Raw genomic sequence first — 12,261 nt, forward strand, 5'->3', positions numbered from 1 at the left:
GGGTAATTTGTATCGTTTGATTTCGTCTTGGATAACAGAATCAAACTCACGCAACTCGTCATAGTGCGATTTTGAAGCATTGATAAGTTCATCAAATTTAAATCCAAGCATTACAATACGAAATAAATCTGGTTTAAATCGTCTCCAATTATATAGAGTGCTAACATCAACATCAATATGTTTTGCCATATCGCGTTTTGTTGTTTTAGACTGATTTTTCATAAATAAACACCTCCATAAACACTTCCTAAGGTTTAGTAATTTTTTACCGAATTATACAAGAATTTTGTCAAAAAATACACAAAAATGAATTCTACAAAAAATCTTAGAATGTTGGTAGGCACGCTATTATAAATTATCTATCTTTTGTAAAAATAACTTAGAATATTTAATGCAATCCAAAAACTCTCCTCCAAGCCAAAATCTACCAAATCCACCAAAAACACGCCAAAAATAGCCACAAAAATAAATAAAATCAAACACCTCGCCACCAAAAACCTGATAAATTCCCAACACAAAATCTATATTTTCATATCAATCAATGCTATGTGTGGGATTATTTTGCTAAAAATGTATAAATTTTCACTTCAAGTTTAAGGATTTTAAGGTAAAATCTTGCATTGCGAAGTTTTGAATGAATTTTTGGCAGTCTAAAAATGCAAGTAAAATAGCGATAAAATGGTGCAACATAGCACTGAAGTAGCAGTAGCATAACGCTAGGGTTCATTTATATGGTTGCCAAAATATAGAAAATCCACAAGCCAAATCTCATAAGTGGCAATAAAATGCTTCTATGAGGAATAAACATAATAGTAAGGAAGTCTAAAATGAATGAGTCTCTTCTCAACATTATTGAGGAAAAACTCCCTCCATTGTCCGATACGGTCGTAAAACTGCGCGATTATATCGCAGAAGCTGGCGAAAGTGTAGAAATCAGCAAGGTTGTGGACATTCTCTCAAAAGACCCTATGGTAACGACAAACTTGCTAAAAATCGCAAATTCTGCCTACTATGGATTTTCTAGCAAGATTTCTACGATAAATCAAGTCGTAGCACTGCTTGGAATTGATAATATCAAAAATCTTGTGATGACAGATTCTGTCCGCTCTCAACTCAAAGTAAATGTTTCTCCTTATGGGCTTGATACGGATATTTTTATGGGGAATTGCTCCAAAGAAGTCAATTTCATCTCTACTTGGCTGGCAAATGAGGACAAAAAGCTATCCCAAATGCTTGTGCCTTGCGCTATGCTTTTGCGTCTTGGTATGATTTTGTTTTCTATTGCACTTATCAAAACTCGCCAAGACAAAGACTTCCGCAAAATGCTTGAGGAAAATGGGTTTATGAATGTCGCCCTTGTCGAGCAGGAGTTTTTCGGCACTGACCATATTTCATTTTTGGCGTATTGCTTTGATTTGTGGAAATTTGATGATGATATGATACAGACTGTGCTATATGCGACAAGTCCGCATTCTGCCACGCGAAATATCCAAAAAAGTGCCTATGCTCTAGCCATAGCAAATCGTATATTTGAGCCTTATGAAGGGGGGAATGAATACAACATAAATGAAGCCATAGCCCTAGCAAAAGAAGCAAATCAGCAAGGCGTGAGCTTTGATATGGACAATCTCTTAGCCCATATCCCCGTCCCTCAAGACAAAAAATAATCGCCAAAAAGCCCTGCATACCCCAAAATGTGCGATAAAGCAAAGATATGCAGTAGAATATGCAAAAGTATGCAGACTAAAAATTACAACGCGTAAAGTGCATTTAGAGTATAGGCTTTTTGCTTGCGTTTCTCTCACAAACAACTTCATAAACTATATCACGCACTTTTTTTATATATATCTTGTGTGTCAAAGCCACTTTTTGTGGTGATTTTTGCTTTTTTTGCGCTGGTGGATTTGGGGGATTGTGCGAGTGCAGAGCTTAGCAAAAAAGACTATGAAAATCTAGATGTCGATATGGATAGAGCAGGCTGGAGAGTGGAGCTAAGCAGAATCTCAATAAATTTCAACACCACCCAAATCGACAATGAAGAACGATATGAGAGTTTTGCCAATAGTCGCTTAAGCGGTAGCTCACAGCTTGTTATCCAAGCTTATGGCAAACTGCTAGCAGACTACTACTCAAGTAGATTTGTGTTTTTTAACTCCTTGCTTGCAGAATATGGGCAAACAATCATCTTTGCCACAAGCGATAGCCCTAGAGTTAGCAACAAAACTATCGATAGGATTTTGCTATCCACTGGCTACACGCATCGCATTTGGAAGCTAGAAAATATCCGCGGTGGCGAAAAACTAGGTGGCGAGATAGGACCATTTGTAAGCCTTAGTTTGCAAAGTGAATTTACCCCCTCGCCCAATCTCCCCTACCGAAAAAAATACCTGCGATTATCCGTAGGGGCGCGTCTTTTTGATAGTAAATATATCCAAAATCTACACTTAAATCTTTTTGGTGAAGATGATTTTAGCAATATAAATCATCAAATCCAAAGTATGGGTCTTGAGAGCGGAATCCAGCTAAAACACAGCTTAAGAGATGGTGTGGATTTTGCAGGTGGGCTGTATTATCGCCAATATTTGCTTAGCAACTACCCAAGAGAGCGCGACCCTAGCTTTGAAGTGGAGCTAAACCTACGCCTTGATACCGTGATATTTAGAAATCTCACTATCTCGCCGTTTTTGAGTCTATATCTGCTAAAGGGCAGGTATATAGCACAAGCAGGGACAAACCTCTTTGTGGGCGTATCTCTAGGCTATGGCAAAGTTTTCAAAGACAACAAACTTCCTATAAAAAAAGAGCCTGTGTTTGATTTTGACTTCAATCTAGCAAAAGCACCAAAATCCAAAATCTTGCGCACCGCTTTTGCCAAAAAGGGCTAGAATCTAGCCAATATCTGCCACAAAGTGATATAATTTCAAAGATTTTGCCAAAATCGCAAACCTTGTAGTCAAATCCAAAACAAACCACAACAAACAAAAAAAAAGGAAGCAAATGTCTAGCACCACGCAAAATCATTCCCAAGATAAAACCCAAGAATCACAAAAAGCAAAAGAGCAAGGCATAATTCAAGGCAATGTGTGGAAATTTGGCGATAATATCGACACCGATGTCATAATCGCTGCTCGCTACTTAAACACTAGCGATGAAAATATCCTAGCTAAGCACATTATGGAAGATGCTCGCCCAGACTTTTTTAGCGAAATCTCACAAGGGGATATTATCGTAGCGGGAGAGAATTTTGGCTGTGGCAGCAGCAGAGAGCACGCACCTATCGCACTAAAAGCCGCAGGGATAGCTTGCGTGATTGCACCAAGCTTTGCTAGAATCTTTTATCGAAATGCTTTTAATATGGGGCTTTTAATCCTAGAATCAAAAGAAGTGGATAAAATAAGCGAGGGCGACAAAGTCCGCATAGATTTGCAAAAAGGCATAATAGAAAATCTAAGCACAAATCAATCATTTGCCTACCAAAAAATCCCGGACTTTATGCACTCACTTTTGCAAAGTGGTGGGCTTATGGCATTTGCCAAAAAATGGCTACAAGAAAATGCCAAATAAACTAACGCTAATAAAAACAAAGGAATCCAAAAATGAGCACACAACCCAAAACGCATAAAATCGCCGTCATACGAGGTGATGGCATAGGTGATGAAATCATTACCCAAGCAATCAAAGTCCTAGAAGTGGCTCAAAGCAAGTATGACTTCAAGCTAGAATTTAGCGAATATCTAATGGGTGGTGTGGCTTATGATGAGTGTGGAGAACCGCTACCAAAGGCGACTATCGAGGGTTGTTTGGATTCTAGTGCGGTGCTTTTTGGTGCTGTGGGTGGAGCAAAATGGGAATCCCTACCCAAGCCCAAACGCCCAGAAGCAGGACTTTTGGCATTGCGAAAGGCACTAAGCGTATTTGCAAATCTGCGCCCTGCAATGGTGTTTAGCGAGCTAGTAGATAGCTCCCCACTAAAGCGCGAAATCATAGAGGGTGTAGATTTGCTAATCGTGCGAGAGCTGATAAGCGGAATCTACTTTGGCGAGCCACGCGCAAAGGAAGCCAACAAAGCCTATAACACTATGGTTTATACTCGCAGTGAGATAGAGCGCATAGCGCATAGGGCGTTTAAGCTAGCTGATACTAGAAGCAGAAAACTCTGCTCGGTGGATAAAGCAAATGTGCTAGAGGTAAGCGAGCTGTGGCGTGAAGTGGTAAATGAAGTGGCAAAATCCTACCCAAGAGTAGAGCTAACCCACCAATATGTCGATAACGCAAGTATGCAGCTCGTGCGAGAGCCAAAGCAGTTTGATGTTATCCTCACAAGCAATCTTTTTGGCGATATTTTGAGCGATGAAGCTAGCCAAATCACAGGCTCAATAGGACTTCTACCAAGTGCTAGCATAGGAGAATCTATCGGGCTATATGAGCCTATACACGGCTCTGCACCTGATATAGCAGGGCAAAATATCGCAAATCCTATCGCTACGATTTTGAGTGCAGCGATGATGTTAGAGATTTCACTAGGGCTAGATAAGCCAGCCAAAGCTATGAAAGAAGCGATACAAAAAGTGCTAAAAGAAGGCTACCGCACCAAAGACATAGCACAATTTGGCGCAAAAAAAGTGTGTAGCACACAAGAGATGGGCGATAAAATCGCTGAAATGATTTGCTAGATTTTATTAAATGTATGACTTCAAGCAAATATCTTATGTAAGTTTGCAAAATCTAGCGCAAATGGATTTAAGGAGTTTTGATGGCGTTTAAAACAAACACTCTAGCAAGTATCTATGAGATACAGGGCTACAAAGAAGAAGCGATGATGATATATGAGGAGATTTTGGCAAAAGACCCCAAAAATATGGAAGCAAGTGCCGCACTAGTGCGACTAAAAACACAAAAACACAACTTTAGTGGGATAAATCGCGACAAACTTGAGCTATTTGTCAATGCAAGGACGGCAAGCGATTATCAAAAACTTGAGAAATGGCTATTACAATGGAGTTAAAAAAGGGAGCTAAAAATGGAACTAGAACTAAAAGATTTAGTCTTGCAAGCCTTAGATGATGTAGAAAAAGAAGCGCAAATAGGCGGAGGACAAAAAGCTAGCGAGAATCTACAAAAAAAGGATTCTATGCAAGGCACTCAAACAAATGAGAATGAAATCAGCCTAAACGCTCGTCTAAATGAGAATCTAAACGCACTCAAAGACAACTTAAATAGCGAATCTAGCGCGTTTGAAGCGATAGATGACACAGCAAACACAGCAAATGCTTCCAAAACAAAAAGCCTGCTTAGCCAAAATTCTCTAAATAAAGATTCTCTAAGGCTAACCATACAATCAAGCAAGACAACTTCAGGCAAGGTTATCCCCGCGCAAGAAGCAGTGTTTAGCCCATCAAATATTGAATTTTTAGAAATGCTACGCGAAAAACTGCTTGTGCTATTTGAGGGGCTAAAAATGCCTCAAATGCGTGATTCTAAAGAGAAACTAGACTTGGTTGTAAATTTTTTGCAATACGAGCTGTGCTTGCTTGATGATTTTCTAAAAGACAATAAAAAATAGCTTTTTTATATTTTATTAAGAAATATTTACTAATTTTTAGATAAAATTCCCCTTGCCTTTATAGGCAGTAGCGGTTGGCTTAACCCCCCTCCACGCCAGCCGTTACTTCGGCACTTGCTCCCCCTCCAGCAAGTGCCTTTTCTTAGCTCTCCAAAGAGATTTTCCAAGACATTTTGATTTTTTGCAAAATATTTTGGTTTCCAAAGATACTCTTTAAGAACGCGCTTTGAAATGATTTTTTTCATAAAACTCCTTGAAAGATTTTCCCTCACTTTTTGCAAATGCTTTTTTGTAGGTTTTTCTACAAATGTTTTTATGAGTGAGGGAAAACTTTTTAAAACTTTCTTTTTTATTCTTTATTAGAACTTTTCATTCTCTTTGTTTTTCTGTCATATTTACGCTTTTTTGTTGATTTTGCGCATTTTGCCATTATTTTTTGTTTTTTCATCGCAAAGCTAGCTATTATTTAAGCTAGATTTTGCTACGATTTGCAAAAAATTACTCAAAGGTAGTTAAAATGAATACTGAAGAGAACACAGAAATCCTTACCTACCCAGATAGGACGCTTGAAGTGCTTATGATAGAAGATGATGTAGAGCTTGCTGAAATCCTAAGCGAATACCTAAAATCACACAATATCAAAGTAACAAGCTATGATGAGCCATACACAGGAATGAGTGCGATAAATGCTAAGCAATTTGACTTGCTTTTGCTTGACTTGACACTGCCAAACCTTGATGGGCTTGAAGTCTGCAAGCGTGTGGCGAAGCAAAAAAATATGCCAATCATCATCTCTTCGGCAAGAAGCGATGTCGATGACAAAGTCAAAGCCCTAGAAAATGGCGCAGATGACTACCTGCCAAAGCCTTATGACCCAAAAGAACTGCTAGCTAGAATCCAATCTCTCCTACGCAGATACAAAACAAATGCGAACCAAGAAGGCGCAAAAGAACCAAACCCGATATTCCGCATAGAAAAAAATAGCCGTGAAATCTACTATCACGACAAAAAGCTAGAGCTAACTCGTGCAGAATATGAGATTTTGACGCTGTTAATTAGCAAAAAAGGCAATGTCTTTTCGCGTGAGGCGATTGCTATTGAGTCTGAGTCGATAAACCCAGAAAGCTCCAATAAAAGCATTGATGTCATCATCGGGCGACTTCGTGCCAAAATCGAAGATGACCCCAAAAAGCCAAGACATATTATTTCTGTGCGTGGCGTAGGCTACAAGCTAGAGTTTTAGCCTATCTTACTTATAAGCAAATGCAAATGCTCCAAGTGCATAAAATCTTTAGATTTTGTTTTGGATTGTGCTTTAGCCTTTGTCGCTTTTTGCGCTTATCTTGCTTTGAGATTTGCTATGAGAAGCACTGCAAAAGCATAGTCAAAATACTCAAAATCATAGTGTGGCACAGCGTGAAATTCCCACAAATGCGGAGTATAGCGTGATGAAGCATTCGATATTTTTTAAAATTACGATTTTGTTTTTGTTTGCGCTAGGGAGCTTTTTTGCATTCTCGTTTTATTTCCTGCGATTTCAAGCCGAGCGATATGCTATTGACAATGAGCGGCAGCGATATGAGCGCGTAAGCATTATTTTTAATCACATAATCTCTAAAGAAACCAATTTAGACGCCATACAAATCTACCTAAAAGAAATGGGTTTTATCCAAGTAAATGACAACAACCTCAAAAAAAATCTCCTAGACACTACCAAAATCCTCTATGACACACAAGGAATCTACCTAAAATCTATCGAGCTAAACAACGATATGTATATCCTACTCACAAGCGAAAATGAAGTTTTTCTCTACAAAGATTCTTTGCGTAATTTTTATGTAAATTATTACCTTATCATTCTTTTTGGCTCAATGGTGCTGATTTTTCTTTTTGTGCTTGTGATAAAAAGCCTGCTACCGATGATTTATCTACGCAGGCAGATTCGCCGCTTTGCCAAAGGCGACACTAGCGTGGAGTGCGAAATCCCGCAAAAAGATGAGATAGGCGAGCTTGCAAGTGAGTTTGACAAAGCAATCAAACGCATTAGTGCGCTAAATAGCTCGCGCACGCTGTTTTTGCGCTCAATAATGCACGAGCTAAAAACACCAATCACAAAGGGCAGAATCACTGCTGAAATGGTGCGCAACAAAACCCAAAAACTCCGCTTAACTTCGGTATTTGAGCGACTAAATGCGCTTATTGATGAGTTTGCCAAAATTGAGCAACTATCCTCAAAAAACTACAATCTCAAAAAAACCGAGTTCTTTCTCTATGATTTGATAGAAAATATCCAAAAAATGCTCCTAATCTACACAGGTGAAAACAATCCCATCCAAAATCACGCACCAAATGAAATCATCAAAGCAGATTTTGAGCTTTTTTGCCTAAGTGTCAAAAACCTCATCGACAACGGAATCAAATACAGCTTTGATGGAAAAGTAGATATACAATCCAATGGACGCGACATCATCATATCAAATCACGGCAATGCTCTAAAAATGGAGTTTGAAGAATATTTCAAGCCATATTTTAAAGATTCTGCCAAGCCAAACTCACAAGGATTTGGGCTAGGAATGTATATCATCAAAAATACACTTGATGCGCAAAACTTCACTATCTCATATCGCCACGATGAGGATAGCGAGGGCACAAAGACAAATTATTTTGTCATTCACAACTGCATTGTGGAGAGCTTTTGCAATCTGCCTACAAACCACGCAAACAACACAAATTCCACAGAATCTAGCACGTCACATCAAAACGGAGACACAGATATAGCTGATATGACTAAAGACACCACCAAAAAAGCCCAAAAGCCAAAAACACAAAAATCTGCCCAAAAAGAAAACTCTATCTAAAAAACTCCATTAAGGAATAGTAATGCCAAGCAAAATCTCTCAAAAAACGCTACACTCAACAACTACCAAAAAATCTAGCCAAACAAGCCATTTAAGCAAAATCAACCAAAAAATACAAAAAATCACAAAAATAAAAGATTTTTTAAACTCTACAAAAGCGCAAAACCTCCAAACACCACAAAATCTTTTAGCCACACAAGAATCCTCAAAATTCCAAGAAAAATGCGCCGTAGTGGGAGTTTTTGGCGCACCAAATGCACCGATTTTGGCGTATTATAGTCTTTTTGCCCTGCAGCATAGAGGGCAAGAAGCAAGTGGCATAGCTGTAAGTGATAACTCAAAAATCTCCCTACATAAGCAAAACGGGCTTGTTACGCGCGTATTTACACCACAGATTCTCTCCACACTCAAAGGCTGCAATGCTATCGGGCATAATCGCTACTCCACCGCAGGCGAGGATAGTATAAATGAGTGTCAGCCTATCTATGCTCGCTACTCGCTAGGTGCTATCGCCATAGCGCACAATGGCAACCTCACAAACGCCCACTCCATACGCGAAAATCTAACCAAAGAGGGTGCAATATTTCAAAGTCATCTTGACACCGAAGTGCTTATCCACTTAATCGCCAAATCTAGCAAATCCACTCTTTATGAGCGAATCATAGAATCAATACGCCAAATCGATGGTGCGTATGCGCTTGTGATTCTCTCTCGCACAAAAATGTTTGCCATACGCGACCCTTATGGCTTACGCCCGCTAAGTCTAGGCAGTATCAAAAACACTGATGGCACTCTAAGCTACATTGTCGCAAGCGAAAGCAGTGCGTTTGACTTAGTGGGAGCAGAATTTATCCGCGATATAGAAGCAGGAGAAATGCTAGTCTTTGAGCGAGGCAATCAAGGAAGCACGAAATCTAGCAAAAAACCTAATACAAAATCTAGCGCGGATTTAGATTTTGCTACGAATTGTGGTGTAGATTCTAGCCTAACCCCCACTTACAAATCCTACCAATTTGCCACACCAAAAAGCGCACCTTGCGTATTTGAATACATATATTTCGCCCGCCCTGATAGCAATGTGTTTGGGCGAAATGTTTATGCCGTGCGCAAGCGACTTGGCATAGAGCTAGCAAAAGAGCATATTTTAAGCGCGGATATGGTTATCCCCGTGCCTGATTCTGGCGTGGCAGCAGCACTTGGCTATGCTAAGCAAAGTGGCATAGACTTTGAGCTAGGGATTATCCGCAATCACTATGTAGGACGCACTTTTATCGAGCCTACGCAAAGTGCGCGAGAGCTAAAAGTCAAGCTAAAGCTAAACCCAAATGCAAGCCTAATCAAAGGCAAAGATATTATTGTGATTGATGATTCTATCGTGCGAGGGACGACTAGCAAGCAAATCGTGCAAATTTTGCGACAAAGTGGCGCACGCAAAATCTATCTACTAATCTCCTCTCCACCCACCATAAGCCCCTGCTACTACGGCGTAGATACGCCACAGACAGACCAACTCATCTGCGCAAATCACTCCATAGATGAAGTGAGGGATTTTATCGGTGCGGATTATTTGGGGTTTTTATCTCTAGAGGGCTTAGCAAAAAGTATCAATGATGATGAAAATAATGCAAGCGATAGTGGCAAAAAGGAAGCAAACAACAACCTAACAAATAGCACAAAAGGCAAAACCACATACTGCCAAGCCTGCTTTGATGGCAAATACATAGATTCCGTGCATTGCAAATAATCTAGCTTTTTACTCTTTTTGCAATGCAAAGACACTATGGCGAAGTGTGCTTATTTTGGCAAAAATAGTGTAAAATTGCACTTCAGGGCATAAAAATCGTGCAGCTTAGAGATTCACTAAAAGCATAGAAACACAAACACTTAAACGCAAGCAAAGGACACCAAAATGTGCGGAATAATAGGCTATGTAGGAAATGGAGAAAAAAGGCAGATTCTACTAAATGGACTAAAAGAGCTAGAATATCGCGGGTATGATTCTGCGGGATTTGCCGTGCTAGAAAATAACCAACAAACACCAAAAAACACACAACATAGCAAAAACCTAAATCTCCACGCATTTAAAGCCGTAGGTAAGCTAGCAAACCTAGAATCTAAAACAAAAGATTTTAGCTCCAAAGGCTTTGGGCTAGGTATCGCACACACTAGATGGGCGACACACGGCAAGCCCACTGAAATCAATGCCCACCCGCACACGGGCGAGTTTAGCTATGTGGTGCATAATGGCATAATCGAAAACTACAAAGAAATCAAGCAAGAGCTAGAATCGCAAAATCATAGCTTTTTAAGCCAGACAGATACTGAAGTCATCGTTCATCTATTTGAGGAAAATCTAAAATCTAGCAAAAATCCAAAAGAGGCTTTTGCAAAAACAGCTAGTAGGCTAAAGGGTGCGTATGCGATTTTGCTAATCACAAAAGTCGCTCCAAATGAAATCTTTTATGCCAAAAATGCTGCTCCGCTCATCATCGCACAAGATAAAAAAAATGGCGAGATATACTTCGCCTCTTCGGACGCACCGCTTATAGGACTTGTCGATGAAGTGGTGTATATAGATGATGATTGCTATGGTAGCTCGCTAGATTTTGACTCGCTTAGTCCCAAAAAACCACTAAGCATAAGTAAATCTTACGCGCAAAAAGAGGGATTTCGCTACTTTATGGAAAAAGAAATCTATGAGCAAGAAAAAGTCCTGCTAGAAACAATGATGGGGCGCGTAGGAGGCGAAGTAGATGGATATGTATGCTTAGAAGAGCTACAATCACTTGGCTTGCAAAGCAAAGATAGCAGCGCAAAATCCACGCTAAGATTTTCCCAAATCACAATCTGTGCGTGTGGGACTAGCTACCACGCTGCACTTGTAGGCAAATATCTCCTAGAACGCAAAGCAAAAATCCGCACAAATGTTGTGCTTGCAAGCGAGTTTCGCTATGCAGAGCCGATTTTGAGTGCAGATGAACTTTTTGTGGTAATCTCTCAAAGTGGCGAGACAGCAGATACGCTTGAAGCCCTAAAGCTAGCCAAAAGCAACGGACTAGAGACACTATCTATATGCAATGTAGATAATAGCTCAATCGTGCGTGAAAGCAAAGCTAGTATCCTAACACGCGCGGGCATAGAAAAAGGCGTGGCAAGCACAAAAGCATTTGCCACACAAGTAATGGTGCTATGGATACTAAGCGTATATCTAGGCAAAAAAAAGGGTGTGATAAATTCTAACGAAGCAAAAAAAGAAGCAAACACAATGCTAAAAGCTGTGCAAGCCACCAAAGTAACGCCCTCTTTGCACGAAAAAATCAAGCGACTATCAAAGCGATATTTGCACGGACACGGATTTTTCTTTATCGGGAGGGATATTTTTTATCCGCTTGCCTTAGAGGGCGCGCTAAAGCTAAAAGAAATCAGCTACTTACACGCAGAGGGCTACGCAAGTGGCGAGATGAAGCACGGACCTATCGCATTAGTAGATGCCAATCTTTTCACTATTGCGCTAATGCCAAAGCACCTACTCTATGACAAAATCTACTCAAATGTCGAGGAACTAAGCGCGAGAGATGCTACGATTTGTGCGATTTGCCAAGAGGATTTTTCCCTTGCTGATGACTGCATACAAATTCCGCGTTTGGATAGCTATATGGAGGAGTTTTTCTCTATGATGGTAGTACTTCAGTTGCTATCTATTGAGGTGGCAATTCGACTAGGAAATGATGTAGATATGCCACGAAATCTTGCAAAATCTGTAACTGTGGAGTAAAATTTGATTTTAATTGCTTTGCAAAAATAGCAAAGCCTCTAGCGATATTACGCTATCTTGTCCTA

Annotated in this window: 12 protein-coding genes; 10 read left to right on the forward strand and 2 right to left on the reverse strand. The window is 39.9% G+C overall.

All coding sequences use genetic code 11. From position 1 onward, the window contains the following. The coding region (locus CQA40_RS10955; RefSeq protein WP_181882792.1) for a transcriptional regulator at positions 1-222 on the reverse strand (222 nt) is incomplete at its 3' end. A 605-nt stretch (positions 223-827) separates the two neighbouring features. Here CQA40_RS10955 and CQA40_RS01985 point away from each other — a divergent pair. From CQA40_RS01985 to CQA40_RS02010, 6 genes are all read left to right on the forward strand, one after another. Further along, a complete protein-coding gene (locus tag CQA40_RS01985) occupies positions 828-1,667 on the forward strand; it encodes an HDOD domain-containing protein (RefSeq protein WP_023927484.1) in 840 nt (279 codons plus the stop codon). Between the two features lie 204 nt (positions 1,668-1,871). Next, complete coding sequence (locus tag CQA40_RS01990) at positions 1,872-2,885, forward strand: hypothetical protein (protein WP_147290137.1); 1,014 nt, start codon at positions 1,872-1,874, stop codon at positions 2,883-2,885. 112 nt (positions 2,886-2,997) lie between these two features. Next, a complete protein-coding gene (locus tag CQA40_RS01995) occupies positions 2,998-3,564 on the forward strand; it encodes a 3-isopropylmalate dehydratase small subunit (RefSeq protein ID WP_115519313.1) in 567 nt (188 codons plus the stop codon). Between the two features lie 32 nt (positions 3,565-3,596). Further along, entirely contained in the window at positions 3,597-4,673 is a 1,077-nt protein-coding gene (gene leuB, locus CQA40_RS02000; protein WP_115519314.1) for a 3-isopropylmalate dehydrogenase, read from the forward strand. A gap of 80 nt (positions 4,674-4,753) precedes the next feature. Continuing rightward, positions 4,754-5,005 (forward strand): tetratricopeptide repeat protein, encoded by a 252-nt coding sequence (locus CQA40_RS02005; RefSeq protein WP_115519315.1) that lies wholly within the window; start codon positions 4,754-4,756, stop codon positions 5,003-5,005. A 15-nt stretch (positions 5,006-5,020) separates the two neighbouring features. Continuing rightward, complete coding sequence (locus tag CQA40_RS02010; protein ID WP_115519316.1) at positions 5,021-5,563, forward strand: CiaD-like domain-containing protein; 543 nt, start codon at positions 5,021-5,023, stop codon at positions 5,561-5,563. A gap of 29 nt (positions 5,564-5,592) precedes the next feature. On the opposite strand, the gene CQA40_RS02015 is transcribed toward CQA40_RS02010, so the two are convergent. After that, the gene (locus CQA40_RS02015) at positions 5,593-5,808 is read right to left on the reverse strand and encodes a hypothetical protein (protein WP_023927478.1); all 216 of its coding nucleotides are present in this window, start codon (positions 5,806-5,808) and stop codon (positions 5,593-5,595) included. A 272-nt stretch (positions 5,809-6,080) separates the two neighbouring features. Between CQA40_RS02015 and CQA40_RS02020 the strand changes: the two genes are divergently transcribed. From CQA40_RS02020 to glmS, 4 genes are all read left to right on the forward strand, one after another. Continuing rightward, on the forward strand, positions 6,081-6,806 hold the full coding sequence (locus CQA40_RS02020) for a response regulator transcription factor (RefSeq protein ID WP_023927477.1): 726 nt from the start codon (positions 6,081-6,083) through the stop codon (positions 6,804-6,806). A 163-nt stretch (positions 6,807-6,969) separates the two neighbouring features. Next, the gene (locus CQA40_RS02030; protein ID WP_258864421.1) at positions 6,970-8,421 is read left to right on the forward strand and encodes an ArsS family sensor histidine kinase; all 1,452 of its coding nucleotides are present in this window, start codon (positions 6,970-6,972) and stop codon (positions 8,419-8,421) included. A 22-nt stretch (positions 8,422-8,443) separates the two neighbouring features. Next, on the forward strand, positions 8,444-10,165 hold the full coding sequence (locus CQA40_RS02035) for an amidophosphoribosyltransferase (protein WP_115519319.1): 1,722 nt from the start codon (positions 8,444-8,446) through the stop codon (positions 10,163-10,165). A gap of 165 nt (positions 10,166-10,330) precedes the next feature. Next, positions 10,331-12,196 (forward strand): glutamine--fructose-6-phosphate transaminase (isomerizing), encoded by a 1,866-nt coding sequence (gene glmS / locus CQA40_RS02040; protein ID WP_115519320.1) that lies wholly within the window; start codon positions 10,331-10,333, stop codon positions 12,194-12,196. Positions 12,197-12,261: the final 65 nt, after the last annotated feature.

Origin of the sequence: Helicobacter sp. MIT 01-3238, assembly GCF_003364135.1 — a bacterium.
GTDB lineage: Bacteria > Campylobacterota > Campylobacteria > Campylobacterales > Helicobacteraceae > Helicobacter_B.

Bases quoted from the DNA above. Each gene is read 5' to 3' on its own strand.
- CQA40_RS01985 (WP_023927484.1), top strand. From the start codon at position 828: ATGAATGAGTCTCTTCTCAACATTATTGAGGAAAAACTCCCTCCATTG.
- CQA40_RS01995 (WP_115519313.1), top strand. From the start codon at position 2,998: ATGTCTAGCACCACGCAAAATCATTCCCAAGATAAAACCCAAGAATCA.
- leuB (WP_115519314.1), top strand. From the start codon at position 3,597: ATGAGCACACAACCCAAAACGCATAAAATCGCCGTCATACGAGGTGAT.
- CQA40_RS02005 (WP_115519315.1), top strand. From the start codon at position 4,754: ATGGCGTTTAAAACAAACACTCTAGCAAGTATCTATGAGATACAGGGC.
- CQA40_RS02010 (WP_115519316.1), top strand. From the start codon at position 5,021: ATGGAACTAGAACTAAAAGATTTAGTCTTGCAAGCCTTAGATGATGTA.
- CQA40_RS02015 (WP_023927478.1), bottom strand. From the start codon at position 5,808: ATGAAAAAAATCATTTCAAAGCGCGTTCTTAAAGAGTATCTTTGGAAA.
- CQA40_RS02020 (WP_023927477.1), top strand. From the start codon at position 6,081: ATGAATACTGAAGAGAACACAGAAATCCTTACCTACCCAGATAGGACG.
- CQA40_RS02035 (WP_115519319.1), top strand. From the start codon at position 8,444: ATGCCAAGCAAAATCTCTCAAAAAACGCTACACTCAACAACTACCAAA.
- glmS (WP_115519320.1), top strand. From the start codon at position 10,331: ATGTGCGGAATAATAGGCTATGTAGGAAATGGAGAAAAAAGGCAGATT.